Below are 13,516 nucleotides of genomic sequence, written 5' to 3'. Positions count from 1 at the left end.
CCACCCTTGCCCTAACGCGGAGGCCGATGGAACCCGCCCGCCTTTCAGCCCGTGCCCTCGCCTGCCGCCGTGGCGAGCGCGTGCTGTTCCGCGGCCTGTCGTTCGACCTTTCCGCGGGCGAAGCGCTGCACGTTGCCGGGCCCAACGGCTGCGGCAAGACCAGCCTGCTGCGCGTGCTTGCCGGTCTGCTGCGCCCGTTTGCGGGCGAGGTAAGCCGCGAAGGCGCGATGGCGCTGGTGGACGGGCGGCTGGCGCTGGACGACCATCTGCCGCTTGGCCGCGCCCTGGCGTTCTGGGGGCGGCTCGATGGTCACGACCAGCACCTCGACCGGCTGGGTCTCGCGCCCCTTGCGGACGTGCCGGTGCGCTACCTTTCCACCGGGCAGAAAAAGCGCGCCGCCATCGCGCGGCTGGCAGGGCAGAATGCACCGATCTGGCTGCTGGACGAACCGCTCAACGGCCTCGATACCGATGCTGTCGCGCTGGTGGAGGCGATGGTGGCCGACCACACGGGCGCTGGCGGCGTGGCCATCATCGCCAGTCACCAGCCGTTCCGCCTCGCCGCCGCTCGTCGGCTGCACCTGCCGGACCACGCCGCTTGAGCGCGCTGCTCGCCCTGCTGCGCCGGGACCTTGCCATGCTGCTGCCGGGCGCGGGGCGTGGCGGCACGCTGCTGCCGCTGGTGTTCTTCCTGTCGGTGGCCATGCTTTTCCCCTTCGTCGTCGGGCCGGATGCGGCGCTGCTCGCCCGCACCGGCGGCGGGGTGATCTGGGTGGCCGCGCTGCTCGCCGCCATCCTGCCGCTCGACCGCCTGTTCGCGCCCGATCTGGAGGCCGGGTTCTTCGATCAGTGGACGCTGCGGGGCATTTCCGAGGAGCTGGCCGTCGCCGCGCGTCTGGTCGCCCACTGGCTCAGCTTCGGACCCTTCGTGATGCTTGCCGCGGTCCCTGCCAGCGCCCTGCTGGGCATCGACGGGGCGACCTTGCGCATCGTGGAACTGGGTCTGCTGGCAGGAACGCCGGGCCTTGCCGCGATCGGCGTGATCATCGCCGCAGTCACCGTCAGCCTGAAGTCGGGCGCGGCGCTTTCCGGCCTTTTGTTCGTGCCGCTCGCAATCCCGTTGCTGGTCTTCGGCGCGGGCGCGCTGTCGACGGGCGGCGATGGCGGCCTGGCGCTGACTGCCGCGATCAGCCTGCTGCTGGTTGCGCTGGCCCCGTTCGCCGGTGGCGCGGCGATCCGTGCAGCACGCGAAGGCTAGGGGGCAAGATCATGTTCGCCACGCTCAGGCGGGCGCCTCTTCCTCGCCCGTTGCGCGGCTGACAGCGACACCGGCGCTGAGGCCGTGGACGATGGCGGACACGACGATGGTAAAGGCCACCGTTGCCCACAGCGCACCTTCGTCCACCAGCTCCACATGATTGCCCGCATAGGCGAGGTAATAGATCGAGCCGATGCCGCGGATGCCGTAAAAGGCCACGGTCCACCGCTCGCGAGAGGGCAGCCCCGCGCCGGCAAGGGACAGCCAGCCAAGCAGCGGGCGGATAAGGAAGATCAGCGCCAGCCCGATCAGCGCATGGCTCAGGTCAAGATAGGGCCACAACACCGGGATCGCTGCTCCCAGCGCCACCAGGATGATGGCGGTGAGCGTATGCTCGAGTGCTTCCGAAAAGCTGTGCAGCCGTTCGTGGAACCGGTCTTCGGATTCCACCCGGCGCAGCACCAGGCCGGCCACGAAGGCGGCGATGAAGCCGTATCCTTCGGCAAGCTCGGTCAGGCCATAGGCGAAGATCACCCCGGCAAAGGCGATGACGCCCGCCTGCGTTAGCGAGAGGGCGTTGGAGCGCGGCCAGAAAAACAGGATCCGCCCCAGCAACCAGCCCGATGCCGCCCCGCCCAACGCGCCCATCGCGATGCGGTAGGCGACGTCTATCAATACCCATTCGGTCAGCAGCGCGCCGGTGATCGCTCCGGCAGAGGCGATCGCGATGCCCAGGTGGACGAAGGGAAAAGCCAGCCCGTCGTTCAGTCCGGCCTCTGTGGTCAGGGCATAGCGGACCGGATGCTCGCCCCCTTCCAGCGGTGGGCCGACCTGCACGTCGCCGGCCAGCACGGGATCGGTGGGCGACAGGATCGCGCCCAGCAGCAGTCCACCCGCCAGCGTCATGCCCGCCGCCATCCAGCCGAACAGGGCCAGCGCGATGATGGTAAGCGGCATGCCGAATACCAGCAATCGGAAGGTGGGCTTCCACAGGCCGTGACCGAACAGCTTGTCGATCCTGAGCCCCACGCCGAACAGACCGATGATGACCGCCAGTTCCGCCGTGGCTTCCCAGGCGAACGGGTTGGTCAGGGGATCGATGGCGGCAGGCATTCCCGGAACGAACAGGAATAGCACCAGGCCGGTCAGGATCAGCAGCGGCGCCGCCGCCGGTTCCCGGCCGGAAAAGTACCGCGGCAGCCAGTACGACGCGATGATGATCGCGCCCGCACCGGCCAGCAGGATGTGGTAGCTGTCGAATTCGTACATGGGAGCAGGTTTTCCTCGCGTCAGCCTGCCTAACGCGAGCCGCGGCGGGAAGTGCCCCGAATATCAGTCACTCGGCTGGTGCAGCCCCTGCGGCGACGTGGTGAAGATCTCCGCGCCCTGATCGGTAATGCCGATCGAATGTTCGAACTGCGCGGACAGGCTCTTGTCGCGGGTCACCGCGGTCCATCCGTCGTTGAGCAGTTTCACGGCCGGGCGGCCAAGGTTGATCATCGGTTCGATCGTCATGAACATGCCCGGCTTCAGTTCCGGCCCGGTGCCCGCGCGGGCGGCATGGACCACCTCCGGCGCGTCATGGAACAGGCGGCCAAGGCCGTGCCCGCAGAAATCGCGCACCACGCCGTACCGCTGGCTTTCGGCATGAGCCTGGATCGCCGCGCCGATGTTGCCCAGCCGCGCCCCCGGCTTTGCCTCGGCGATGCCGATCATCAGGCACTCGTAGGTCACCTCCACCAGCTTCTTCGCCTTGATCGACGGTTCGCCGGCGAAATACATCCGGCTGGTGTCGCCGTGCCAGCCATCCAGCAAGGGGGTCACGTCGATGTTGACGATGTCGCCTTCCTTCAGGCGCTTGTCGCTGGGGATGCCGTGGCAGACGACGTGGTTGATGCTGATGCAGCACGAATGGGTGTAGCCGCGATAGCCGAGCGTCGCCGGCACGGCGCCGCCATCCAGCGTCATCTCGCGCACGACCCGGTCAAGTTCGTCGGTGCTGACGCCGGGCTGCACGCGGGCGGTCATCTCGTCGAGAATGCGCGCGGCCAGCTGGCCGGCCCTGCGCATCCCCTCGAACCCTTCGGGTCCATGCAGCTTGATGGTGCCATCGCGATAGACGGAGGTGTCGGCGGTTACGTGCTGGTATTGCGTCATGCGCGCCCATGTAGGGCAATCCGCGACAAAATGCGAGTGGGGCCTAGTCCCTCACGGCAAAGGCGCTGCGATATTCGGGGCGCACGATGGCAAGCACGTCCTCGTCCAACGCGAAACTGAAGTCGTAGGACCCTTCTGCCCAGGGCCCGGCGATATAAGGCGCGATCTGGATGCCGATGGTATCGAACTTCTCGCCGCGCAAGGAACCGAGCAGGACGTTCGTTTCGTCGGGCGTGACGCAGGCGTCGAATGGATCGTCCGACCCTTCGGCAACGGGAGCGCCGCGGCGCTCGGCCCGTTCGGCGTTCAGCGCCTCGCACAGCTGTTTGCCCAGCACGCTGTCCAGCGCCTCGGCCGAGGTAAAGAAGCTCACCGGCTCGCGCGCGACGTTCTCCGTCTTGTCCCACACGATGGCATCGAAGCCGTAATTGCCGTGGGCTCCGCCCTCGTAACTGGAAAGTTCGGCGGACATGCTCAGCCAGCCGGGCACGTCGGCCACCAGCGTCCACCTGGTGTCGGAGGAATACTGGTTGAAAGGAAAGCCGTTGTCGCGCGCCGCATCGCGCCCGCGGCGGGCGTTCGTGGCCAGCGCCTCGCGCCCACGGTCCAGCCGGGCCTGCAGCCATTGGGCCAGCGCCGGGATTTCCCCCGCCTCGGTCGGCCAGGAATATTCGAAGACGAAGGTGTCGGTCTCCTCGCGCACCTGCTTTGCGCCATCGACGGGACCTTCGGAAGGGGACGCGGCGGGGGTGGGGGAGACGCTGGGCGTGGGCGTTGCGACCGGCGCGGGATCGCCGCCAGCCAGCATGTCGCAACCGCTTAGCGTGGCGGCCGCAGCCAGCAGGCCCGGTACCGCGATCCGGCTGAATCGTCGCATCATCACGGTCGCACCCTTTTCAAAGCGCGAGGAAAACGGCAAGCGATATTCCATGAGCCGAGCCACAGACCTGATCCAGCCCGACCGCGGGCAGGACGCCATCGCCATCCATCTCGTGAACAAGGAAGGCTTCGCGGATTTCGCCCGGGACCTGAGCGGCCCGCAGCGCGCCGCACTGGACGCGCAGAAATTTACCGGCGGCGGATACCAGACCGCGATCGTGCCCGATGAACAGGGATGGTTCGCGATTGGCGGCGTGGCCGATCCGCAAAGCCTGTCCAGCTGGTGCATGGCCCGCCTTGCCGAGGACCTGCCGGCCGGCACCTATCGCCTCGCCGGTGGTCAGCCCGGCCCGGCACTGTTCGGCTGGCAGACCGCGCAATACCGCTTCATCCGCTATCGCACGGACGAGGATGCTGAAGGTCCGCGCGTGCTGCTGACGCAGGACGTGGCGAAGATCGAACTGGTCACCGCAGAGGCGCGCGCCGCCATGCTGGTGGCCGATCTGGTCAACACCCCGGCAGAGGACATGGGCCCCGCCGCGCTGGAGGCCGAGGCGACACGCATCGCCAAGGCGCACGGTGCCCGGCTGGAGGTGGTCCAGGGCGACGCGCTGGAAACCGGCTTCCCGATGATACACGCCGTAGGCCGCGCCGCCGCGCGCAAGCACGCGCCGCGCCTGCTCCACTTCGAATGGGGCGATACTGCCCACCCGCGCGTTGCGATCGTCGGCAAGGGCGTCACCTTCGATTCGGGCGGGCTCGACATCAAGAGCTCCAGCGGCATGTTGCTGATGAAAAAGGACATGGGCGGCGCGGCGCACGCGCTGGCCCTGGCCGAACTCATCATGGCCAGCGGCCTCAAGGTGCGGCTGCATTGCGTGGTGCCCGCGGTGGAGAACGCCATCTCCTCCAATGCCTTCCGCCCCGGCGACGTGCTCGATTCGCGCAAGGGCCTGACGGTGGAGATCGGCAATACCGATGCCGAGGGTCGCCTGATCCTGGGCGATGCGCTGCAACTCGCCAGCGAGGGCGATCCCGAACTGATCATCGATTTCGCCACCCTGACCGGCGCGGCGCGGGTCGCCGTGGGCCCCGACCTGCCCGCGCTGTTCACCCGGCGCGACCAGACCGCCGACCAGTTGATCGCCGCCGGGCGCGACCATGACGATGCGCCGTGGCGCCTGCCGATCCACGAAGGCTACGGCGAATGGCTCAAGTCCGACATCGCCGACACCTCGAACGCGCATACCAATGCCTTTGCCGGTGCCAGCGTTGCCGCCTCCTTCCTCGACAAGTTCGTGGGCGAAGGAATCGACTGGGCGCACTTCGATACCTTTGCCTGGCGCCCCTTCCCCAAGCCCGGACGGCCCAAGGGCGGCGCCGCGCTGGGCCTGCGGGCGGCGTTCCACATGCTGCGCGGCCGCTACGGCTGATACGCCTTCGGCCAGTGCCCCCCTTTTGTCTGGCCGCGCCGGCGGGGTGCGGCGGGGTGGCATGGCTTGCCCCCCCGCGCTCCACAGTCTAAGCGCGGCTGCGACGGGGCAGCAGAGACAATGTGAGCGGCGCTTGAGCCAGACCGACGATACCACCAGCGACAGCATCGGCACCGGCGGCGAGGACACGCACGTCCACGGCCCCTATACGCTGTCCGGCCCGCAGGCGCGCATTGATCCGCGGCGGGTTCCGCTGCGCGGCGACCTGGCGCACGTCGGTCTCGTCGGAAAGCATTTCGTGCCCCATTATGCGGTGCCCCAGCCGCGCACCGTGATGCCCGGCGGCGCGGCCCTGCTCACCGACCCGCGCGAGGATGCGGAGGAACTGTGCACGCTGATGGAAGGCGACAGTTTCGAAGTGCTCGACGTGGCGGGCAAATGGGCCTGGGGCTGCCTGTCGCTCGAAGGGCCGGTCGGTTACCTCAGGGCGGACCGGCTCGAAGCGCTGGCGTGATGGCGCATACCGTGTTCATCGACGGGGCCGAAGGCACCACCGGGATCGAGATACGGGACAGGCTGCAAGGTCGCGCCGAATTCGAACTGATTGCCCTGTCCGACGCCGAGCGCAAGGATCCCGCCTGCCGCAAGGCCGCCCTCGATTTTGCCGATTTCGCCATCCTGTGCCTGCCCGACGAAGCCGCGCGCGAGGCGGTGGCGATGGTGGCGCCCGATGCCGGCACGCGCATCATCGATGCCTCCAGCGCGCACCGCACGACGCCGGGCTGGATCTATGGCTTTCCCGAGATCGTCGGGCCTGGCGTCATCGAACGCGCTACCCGCGTCTCAAACCCCGGCTGCTATCCAACCGGCTTCATCGCCCTTCTCGCGCCGCTGGTGCGGGCGCGGCTGCTGCCGCGTGACTGGCCCTATACGGTCAACGCCGTCTCGGGTTTTTCCGGCGGCGGCAAGAGCCTGATCGCGCGTTACGAGGACGAGGGCGATCTTGCCTTTCGCACCTACGCGCTCAGCCTGGATCACAAGCACCTGGCCGAAATGCAGGCGAAATCCGGCGTCAACCACACCCCGGTCTTCGCCCCGTCGGTCGTGCCCGCCTTTCGCGGGATGCTGGTGGAGGTGCCGCTGCCGATCGCGGCCATGCGGACCGCCGCCGCGCCCGATCGCCTGCGGGCCGAACTCGCCCGCTACTACGCCAACTCACGCCTGGTCACGGTGCACCAGGGCGCGCCGTCGGAACTGGTGGTGCGCAATGGCGCGGACCCGTCCGACCGGCTCGACCTGTGGGTTCTGGGCAGCGCGGATGGTACCCGCGCACGGCTGGTGGCCATGTACGACAATCTCGGCAAGGGCGCGAGCGGCGCGGCGGTGCAGTGCCTCAACCTGATGGCCGGCACGGATGAACTGGCGGGTCTAAGGGTCTGAGCCTCGGGCAAGACGCGACTGCCCAGGTATTGGGCACCCCTGCCCGCCTATTGCCCACGCCCTGATGCGCTCGATCATGGGCCGCGCACGATTGTTCCGCGCCTGCCCTGTATGCCGCGGCAAATGTTGCCAATCCACCCTTTCGCACGGGCCTGCGATTAGCTACCTCGTTCCCGAGCGCGCTGGCACGATTCTTGAAATGCCGCAGGCGCGCGAACGTCAGCCACGCGGGTCGCCAGACAGGGATGCCGAGTTGAAGAAGATCGAAGCCATCATCAAGCCGTTCAAGCTGGACGAGGTGAAGGACGCGCTGCACGAGGTCGGCGTATCCGGGATAACCGTGACTGAGGCAAAGGGCTTCGGCCGGCAGAAGGGCCATACCGAGCTTTATCGCGGGGCCGAATACGTCGTCGATTTCCTGCCCAAGGTGAAGCTGGAGATCGTCGTCCCCGACACCCTCGCCCAGGCGACCGTGGAAGCGATCGCCAGCGCGGCGCAGACCGGGCGCATCGGCGATGGCAAGATCTTCGTTTCCGACATCCAGACCGCCATCCGCATCCGGACCGGCGAGCAGGACGACGCCGCGCTCTGACGACGCGGCGTCTTCACGGGCGCCGCACCATACACGATTTCACGAATACTTTTGGAAGGACTACCCCAATGGCCAGTGCATCTGACATCATCAAGCGGATCAAGGACGAGGAGATCGAGTGGGTCGATCTGCGCTTCACCGATCCCAAGGGCAAGTGGCAGCACCTTTCCATGGTCGCCAGCGCGCTGGACGAGGACCAGCTGGAAGAGGGCCTGATGTTCGACGGCTCCTCCATCGCCGGGTGGAAGGCCATCAACGAAAGCGACATGATCCTGAAGCCCGACCTGGAAGAGGTCTGGATCGATCCCTTCAGCGCCACGCCGATGATGATCGTCAACTGCGACATCGTGGAACCGAGCAGCGGCGAGGGCTATTCGCGCGATCCGCGCACCACGGCCAAGCGGGCCGAAGCCTACCTCAAGACCACCGGCATCGGAGACACCGTCTATGTCGGCCCGGAAGCCGAGTTCTTCATGTTCGACGATGTCCGTTTCGAGGACAGCTATGCCGGCTCCGGCTACCAGATCGACGACATCGAGCTGCCGACCAATACCGCCACCGAATACGACAGCGGCAACATGGCGCACCGTCCGCGGGTCAAGGGCGGCTACTTCCCCGTCGCGCCGGTCGACAGTGCCGTGGATATTCGCGCCGAGATGGTCTCCACCATGCTGGAAATGGGCCTGCCGTGCGACAAGCACCACCACGAGGTGGCCGCCGCGCAGCACGAACTGGGCCTGACATACGGCACGCTGGTGCAGACCGCCGACCGGATGCAGATCTACAAGTACGTCGTGCACCAGGTAGCCCACGCCTATGGCAAGACGGCAACCTTCATGCCCAAGCCGATCAAGGACGATAACGGCAGCGGGATGCACACCCACTTCTCGATCTGGGAAAAGGGCAAGCCGACCTTTGCCGGCAACGGCTATGCCGGCCTGTCGGAAAACTGCCTGTTGTTCATCGGCGGGGTCATCAAGCACGCCAAGGCGCTGAACGCCTTCACCAACCCCACCACCAACAGCTACAAGCGGCTGGTTCCGGGGTTCGAGGCGCCGGTGTTGCTCGCCTATTCGGCGCGCAACCGTTCGGCCAGCTGCCGCATCCCCTACGGTTCGGGCGAGAAGTCCAAGCGCGTGGAATTCCGCTTCCCCGATGCGATGGCCAACCCCTACCTCGCCTACGCCGCGCTGCTGATGGCGGGCCTCGACGGCATCCAGAACAAGATCCATCCCGGCGAGGCGATGGACAAGAACCTGTATGACCTGCCGCCAGAGGAGCTGAAGGAAGTGCCGACCGTATGCGGCAGCCTGCGTGAGGCACTGGTCGAGCTGGAAAAGGACCACGAATTCCTGCTGGCCGGCGACGTCTTCACCAAGGACCAGATCGACGCCTACGCCGAACTGAAGTGGGAAGAAGTCATGCGCGTCGAGACCACGCCGAGCGCGGTGGAGTTCGACCTCTACTACAGCGCATAAACGGCGCTTCCGGACTGAAATTCAGAGGGCCGCTCGGGAAACCGGGCGGCCCTTTCGCTAGAACGGGTTGGGCATGAACCGCCTGACCAGAACACCTTCTGCTTCGTCATCCGGAATCGTGGTTTCAGTGACGGGTCCGCCGAGCTCACTCATCCAGTAGACAGTGCTCGTTCCTTGGCGCCGGATCATCCACGGAGTGGTATTGCCCAGTTCGTGTCGAACGCTGGCGCACAGGCGGGACGAGGTGGCATCCTGGCATGTATAGGCGCGGTCCGAAGCGACGAACCGCTGCAGGTCGAGCAGATAGGGAACACCCTGTGCAGGTACGATATCGTCCGCCAGCCGGGCGAAGGATGCAAACTGACACGGGGTAGCAGGAGCAAGCGCCGCCTCGTACCACGACGTGCGGGAGTCCCGCCGGAAGCCCTGCCCGCCATCGGCAAAATCCGGATGGTTTGAAAAGGAAACCGACCAGACCCGGCGCGTACACCCGCTATCGCCTGTCCGGACGGATTTTTCGCGCAGATGCAGGTAATACAACCCGGGCGGTGCCATGCCGCGCGTTGGGTGATAGACATCCACGATCGGTGCATGATCGACATCGGACAGAACCAGCGTAGCAATCTGCTCGCCCGAAAGGTCGTCCACATCCATCCAGTCGATGCGCGCATCCTGCGCGCGCGCAGACACAGCGCCAATTACGAGCAGGACTGCGATTGCGGGTCTAATCAAGGACATGCCCGGCAGGATGGGATTAAATCACGACATGTCAACGCATCACCATCATGCCCTTTTTCGCCACCACGATGAACGCGGCGAGCAGCATCAGTGCCCAGATCATCGTCAGCCAGTCGAGCGGCGTGGGTCCGGTCACGAACCCGAGGTGCGCCAGCACGGCCCAGGTGCCGCCGACCAGCGCGACGAGGTAAAAGGCCGTCGCCCCCGCTTGCCGCCCCATCGCCACCATCAATTCGTCCTGCAGTTTCATCGACCGGAGCGATACGACGACGGCGACAATGCCGAGGATGGCATAGGCGGCCACCGCCATGAGCGGATCGAGCACGCCATTCGCGCCGCCCAGAGCCACCACGATCAGCGCCGCGCCCGCTACCGCCGTGCCGATGCCGCTCAGCGTCAGCATGGGCCGCTGTTCCTGGATTTCCTCTGCATCCTCGACGTTGAGAAAAGTCGCGCCCGCCCTGGGCACGGCGATGCCTGCAAGGATGATCAGCGCGATCAGTACGTAGAACAGCCCCACCAGCAGCGCGATCTCGCGCGAGGCGTCGAATTCGCCCAGCGCGCCGGTTTCCGCCAGCTCCATGCCCGCCATCGCGCCAACGAAACCCACGACACCGCCCAAAGACACCGCGAACACGGTCTTCTTCAGGCGACGTTTGCGGTCTGCGGCCTGGGCCGTGATGGTATCGGTCATGCTTGCGGCTCCCACTCGTCGATGAAAAGGTCCGGCACGGCGACGGCGAACAGTTTCGCCATGCGCAGCGCCAGCGGCAGGCTGGGGTCGTACTTGTCGGTTTCGACCGCGTTGATCGTCTGCCGCGACACGCCGAGCCGACGGGCGAGTTCGCCCTGGCTCCAGCCCGATTGTTCGCGGTAGTGCTTCACCCGGTTCTTCACGTCTTGACCCGATTGCCTGTAAAGAGCTCTTTACTGTAAAGCACTCTTGTCAGTCAAGAGCTCTTTACATGTGGGCAAGACGCTTTCCTACGCAGGACATAGCTGCCTAGCCCGCCGTCCCCCACCCCAGCAGGAGGCCAGACATGCTTCGCAAGACCATCTTCGACATCATTCGCCGCGCGCTTGGTCGGCCGTTCCGGCAGAGCGAGGTCGATGCCATCGACGCCGCCCTCGACGCCGAAGGATTTGCGCCGGCGGAACGTATGGAGGCGCAACCGGGTTCTCGCGCCATCGGTCCCGCAGGCATTGCCCTCATCAAGCAGTTCGAAGGCTGTGCAAGGCAGCGCGGCGACGGGACGGTGGAAGCCTATCCCGATCCCGGGACCGGCGGCGCGCCGTGGACCATCGGCTGGGGCGCCACGGGCCGCGATCATGTGCACAGCGGGCGCATCGCGCGCGGCACGGTGTGGACCCAGGCGCAGTGCGATGCGCGGCTGGAGGCCGACCTCGCCCGCTACGCCGCCGAGGTCGCCGCAGCCCTTGGCAATGCACCCACCAGCCAAGGCCAGTTCGATGCGCTTGTCAGCTTTCACTACAACACCGGCGCCATCGCCCGCGCCACGCTGACGCGCAGGCACAAGGCCGGCGATCATGCCGGTGCGGCCCAGGAATTCGCGCGCTGGTGCCATGCCGGGGGAAAGGTCATGCGCGGACTGGTTCGCCGGCGCGTGGCTGAGGCCTCGCTCTATCGCGATTCCAGGTGACCTCGGCGCGGGTTGCCACAGGTTAACCTTTGCCCGGAACCCCTTGCCCCATCGCGGTGTTTTACGGAGTCAAAGGAGTTCTCATGATGAAATTCTGGATAGCGACAGCATCCGCCCTCGCGATGGCTGCTACGCCGGCGCTGGCTCAGGGCAACGGAAACGGTAACGGCAACGGACAGGGTCAGGGCAACGGCCAAGGTCAGCAGGCCCAGCAAGGTAATCGCGGCGGTGGCGGCGGTAACGGGCAGGCCCAGCGCGGCAATCAGGGCGGCGGGCAGGATGCGCGTGGCAACCGGGGCAATGGCGGCGGGCAGGATGCTCGGGGCAACCGAGGTAACGGCGGCGAGCAGGAAGCGCGCGGCAACCAGGGCAACGGCGGCGGCAATGCACAGGCATCGCGTGGCAATGCCGATCGCGGATCGTCCAATCGCCCGGAGGCGCGCGGAAACGGTAACGCAGGCAATGGCAACGGCAATGCCAACCGAACCGTGCGTGCCAATAACCAGGGCAACACCCGGATCGACCGTGGCGGCGATACCTATCGTGCAGACAGCCGCACCGACCGTTACGAAGATTACACCCGCGACTATCGTGATTGGGACCGCGACCGCGACGGCGGCTTCTTCAATTACGTCAACGACCGCGGCTATGCGTCGCTCGACGGGTGCCCGCCTGGCCTCGCGCGCAAGAACAACGGTTGCAGCCCGCCCGGACAGCTTCGCCAGAGCGGCGACTGGGATCGCTACAGCGACCGGTATTCGCGTTACTCGCCAGACTGGTGGGGCCTGTCCAATTACGATCGCGGCAACTATTTCTACAACGATGGCTACCTGATGCGCTACGACGGTAACCGGATCGGTGGCTATATCCCGTTGTTCGGCGGCGCGCTGTCCGTGGGCAATGTCTGGCCCACGAATTACGGCTACCAGTCCATGCCCAGCTACTATTCGGACTATTACGGCTTCGGCAACGATTACCGATATGCCGACAACGTTGTCTATCGACTCGATCCGGAAACGGCCGCGATCCAGTCCGTGGCGGCGCTGCTGACCGGTAACGACTTCGTCGTGGGACAGCCGATGCCCCAAGGTTACGATGTCTACAACGTGCCCTACAGCTACCGGGACCGGTATTACGATACGCCCGAGGCGAATTACCGTTACAACAACGGTTACGTGTACCAGGTCGACCCTGCGACCATGCTTGTCTCGTCCGCGATCGAGATGATCCTGTGAGGGGCGGCATTTTGCGCACCGGCCGCTTACTCGCCGTGGCCTCGGCCCTCTCGCTGGGGCTTGCCGCCTGCAGCTACGATCCCGTCGATGAAGACGGGGCCGCGGCCGCCGGCAGCGAGGACGTCAGTTCGGACACCTTGTCCGCGCTGATCGCCTCCGGCGATGACCTCGATACCGTGAAGGACCTGATGAACGACGCGGGCCTTGCCGATGCGTTCGATGGCAACGCTCCCTATACCGTGTTCGCTCCCACCGACACCGCGTTCGACGCGCTGGGAGAGGACTTCGACGGGGGCGAGGCGCGGCCCGCACTGCTGGCGATCCTGCGCGAACACATCGTGCCGGGTTACCTCACCAATGACGACATAGCGGCCGCGATCGAGCGGGCTGACGGGTCGGTGGAAATGCAGACGATGGGCGGGACCATGCTTACCTTCACCAGCGACGGTGAAGGCGTGCGGGTCACCACGACCGGCGGCGAGATGAGCGCCATGTTGCCCGCCGGGATGCGCGGCGCCAACGGCGTCGTCTACCCGGTCGAAACGGTGCTGAAGGATTTCGACCCACAAACCTGATCGTTTTAGCATCGGATCAAATAAGGGGGAGCAGCCTGCATGGCCGCTCCCCCCTTTTCATTGGCGCGTC

Annotated in this window: 16 protein-coding genes; 10 read left to right on the top strand and 6 right to left on the bottom strand. The window is 66.2% G+C overall.

The annotated features are described in order from the left end of the window. Nucleotides 1–26: 26 nt before the first annotated feature. Both ccmA and GRI62_RS02440 read left to right on the top strand, forming a co-directional pair. The gene (ccmA, locus tag GRI62_RS02445) at nucleotides 27–602 is read left to right on the top strand and encodes a heme ABC exporter ATP-binding protein CcmA (protein ID WP_131451843.1); all 576 of its coding nucleotides are present in this window, start codon (nucleotides 27–29) and stop codon (nucleotides 600–602) included. Continuing rightward, on the top strand, nucleotides 599–1,258 hold the full coding sequence (locus tag GRI62_RS02440) for a heme exporter protein CcmB (RefSeq protein ID WP_131451842.1): 660 nt from the start codon (nucleotides 599–601) through the stop codon (nucleotides 1,256–1,258). Before ccmA ends, GRI62_RS02440 begins: the two co-directional genes overlap by 4 nt. Before the next feature lie 24 nt (nucleotides 1,259–1,282). Here GRI62_RS02440 and GRI62_RS02435 read toward each other — a convergent pair whose 3' ends face one another. The 3 genes from GRI62_RS02435 to GRI62_RS02425 form a co-directional block, all read right to left on the bottom strand. Next, nucleotides 1,283–2,527 carry a cation:proton antiporter gene (locus GRI62_RS02435; RefSeq protein WP_131451841.1) on the bottom strand — a complete coding sequence of 415 codons (1,245 nt, stop codon included), beginning with the start codon at nucleotides 2,525–2,527 and terminating at the stop codon, nucleotides 1,283–1,285. 63 nt (nucleotides 2,528–2,590) lie between these two features. Beyond that, nucleotides 2,591–3,415: a type I methionyl aminopeptidase gene (map, locus tag GRI62_RS02430; RefSeq protein WP_131451840.1), complete on the bottom strand. Its 825-nt coding sequence runs from the start codon at nucleotides 3,413–3,415 to the stop codon at nucleotides 2,591–2,593. Between the two features lie 43 nt (nucleotides 3,416–3,458). Continuing rightward, nucleotides 3,459–4,295, bottom strand: a complete 837-nt coding sequence (locus GRI62_RS02425) for a PdaC/SigV domain-containing protein (protein ID WP_160731794.1) — start codon at nucleotides 4,293–4,295, stop codon at nucleotides 3,459–3,461. Between the two features lie 49 nt (nucleotides 4,296–4,344). On the opposite strand from GRI62_RS02425, the gene GRI62_RS02420 reads away from it, so the two are divergent. From GRI62_RS02420 to glnA, 5 genes are all read left to right on the top strand, one after another. Further along, nucleotides 4,345–5,727 (top strand): leucyl aminopeptidase family protein, encoded by a 1,383-nt coding sequence (locus GRI62_RS02420; protein WP_131451838.1) that lies wholly within the window; start codon nucleotides 4,345–4,347, stop codon nucleotides 5,725–5,727. Between the two features lie 133 nt (nucleotides 5,728–5,860). Then, entirely contained in the window at nucleotides 5,861–6,241 is a 381-nt protein-coding gene (locus GRI62_RS02415) for an SH3 domain-containing protein (RefSeq protein ID WP_234027342.1), read from the top strand. Then, the gene (gene argC / locus GRI62_RS02410) at nucleotides 6,241–7,167 is read left to right on the top strand and encodes an N-acetyl-gamma-glutamyl-phosphate reductase (RefSeq protein WP_131451837.1); all 927 of its coding nucleotides are present in this window, start codon (nucleotides 6,241–6,243) and stop codon (nucleotides 7,165–7,167) included. The genes GRI62_RS02415 and argC overlap by 1 nt, the downstream gene beginning before the upstream one ends. Before the next feature lie 253 nt (nucleotides 7,168–7,420). After that, nucleotides 7,421–7,759 (top strand): P-II family nitrogen regulator, encoded by a 339-nt coding sequence (locus GRI62_RS02405; protein WP_131451836.1) that lies wholly within the window; start codon nucleotides 7,421–7,423, stop codon nucleotides 7,757–7,759. Between the two features lie 68 nt (nucleotides 7,760–7,827). After that, entirely contained in the window at nucleotides 7,828–9,237 is a 1,410-nt protein-coding gene (gene glnA / locus GRI62_RS02400; protein ID WP_131451835.1) for a type I glutamate--ammonia ligase, read from the top strand. A gap of 57 nt (nucleotides 9,238–9,294) precedes the next feature. On the opposite strand, the gene GRI62_RS02395 is transcribed toward glnA, so the two are convergent. The 3 genes from GRI62_RS02395 to GRI62_RS02385 all read right to left on the bottom strand — a co-directional run bounded on the left by GRI62_RS02395 (nucleotide 9,295) and on the right by GRI62_RS02385 (nucleotide 10,872). Continuing rightward, nucleotides 9,295–9,927: a hypothetical protein gene (locus GRI62_RS02395; protein ID WP_160731793.1), complete on the bottom strand. Its 633-nt coding sequence runs from the start codon at nucleotides 9,925–9,927 to the stop codon at nucleotides 9,295–9,297. 79 nt (nucleotides 9,928–10,006) lie between these two features. After that, nucleotides 10,007–10,669: a hypothetical protein gene (locus GRI62_RS02390; protein ID WP_131451833.1), complete on the bottom strand. Its 663-nt coding sequence runs from the start codon at nucleotides 10,667–10,669 to the stop codon at nucleotides 10,007–10,009. After that, on the bottom strand, nucleotides 10,666–10,872 hold the full coding sequence (locus GRI62_RS02385; protein WP_131451832.1) for a helix-turn-helix transcriptional regulator: 207 nt from the start codon (nucleotides 10,870–10,872) through the stop codon (nucleotides 10,666–10,668). Before GRI62_RS02385 ends, GRI62_RS02390 begins: the two co-directional genes overlap by 4 nt. 143 nt (nucleotides 10,873–11,015) lie before the next feature. Here GRI62_RS02385 and GRI62_RS02380 point away from each other — a divergent pair, with 143 nt between their 5' ends. From GRI62_RS02380 to GRI62_RS02370, 3 genes are all read left to right on the top strand, one after another. After that, the gene (locus GRI62_RS02380) at nucleotides 11,016–11,636 is read left to right on the top strand and encodes a lysozyme (protein ID WP_131451831.1); all 621 of its coding nucleotides are present in this window, start codon (nucleotides 11,016–11,018) and stop codon (nucleotides 11,634–11,636) included. Nucleotides 11,637–11,722: 86 nt separating this feature from the next. Next, nucleotides 11,723–12,871, top strand: a complete 1,149-nt coding sequence (locus tag GRI62_RS02375; protein ID WP_160731792.1) for a hypothetical protein — start codon at nucleotides 11,723–11,725, stop codon at nucleotides 12,869–12,871. 35 nt (nucleotides 12,872–12,906) lie between these two features. Then, nucleotides 12,907–13,446: a fasciclin domain-containing protein gene (locus GRI62_RS02370; protein ID WP_160731791.1), complete on the top strand. Its 540-nt coding sequence runs from the start codon at nucleotides 12,907–12,909 to the stop codon at nucleotides 13,444–13,446. Nucleotides 13,447–13,516: the final 70 nt, after the last annotated feature.

It is taken from the genome of Aurantiacibacter arachoides (assembly GCF_009827335.1).
Lineage (GTDB): Bacteria > Pseudomonadota > Alphaproteobacteria > Sphingomonadales > Sphingomonadaceae > Alteraurantiacibacter > Alteraurantiacibacter arachoides.
This window is presented reverse-complemented; position numbering and strand designations above follow the sequence as displayed.

Excerpts from the sequence above, each read along its gene's own strand:
- ccmA (WP_131451843.1), top strand. The coding sequence starts at position 27 with ATGGAACCCGCCCGCCTTTCAGCCCGTGCCCTCGCCTGCCGCCGTGGC.
- GRI62_RS02435 (WP_131451841.1), bottom strand. The coding sequence starts at position 2,527 with ATGTACGAATTCGACAGCTACCACATCCTGCTGGCCGGTGCGGGCGCG.
- map (WP_131451840.1), bottom strand. The coding sequence starts at position 3,415 with ATGACGCAATACCAGCACGTAACCGCCGACACCTCCGTCTATCGCGAT.
- GRI62_RS02425 (WP_160731794.1), bottom strand. The coding sequence starts at position 4,295 with ATGATGCGACGATTCAGCCGGATCGCGGTACCGGGCCTGCTGGCTGCG.
- GRI62_RS02420 (WP_131451838.1), top strand. The coding sequence starts at position 4,345 with ATGAGCCGAGCCACAGACCTGATCCAGCCCGACCGCGGGCAGGACGCC.
- argC (WP_131451837.1), top strand. The coding sequence starts at position 6,241 with ATGGCGCATACCGTGTTCATCGACGGGGCCGAAGGCACCACCGGGATC.
- glnA (WP_131451835.1), top strand. The coding sequence starts at position 7,828 with ATGGCCAGTGCATCTGACATCATCAAGCGGATCAAGGACGAGGAGATC.
- GRI62_RS02390 (WP_131451833.1), bottom strand. The coding sequence starts at position 10,669 with ATGACCGATACCATCACGGCCCAGGCCGCAGACCGCAAACGTCGCCTG.
- GRI62_RS02380 (WP_131451831.1), top strand. The coding sequence starts at position 11,016 with ATGCTTCGCAAGACCATCTTCGACATCATTCGCCGCGCGCTTGGTCGG.
- GRI62_RS02375 (WP_160731792.1), top strand. The coding sequence starts at position 11,723 with ATGAAATTCTGGATAGCGACAGCATCCGCCCTCGCGATGGCTGCTACG.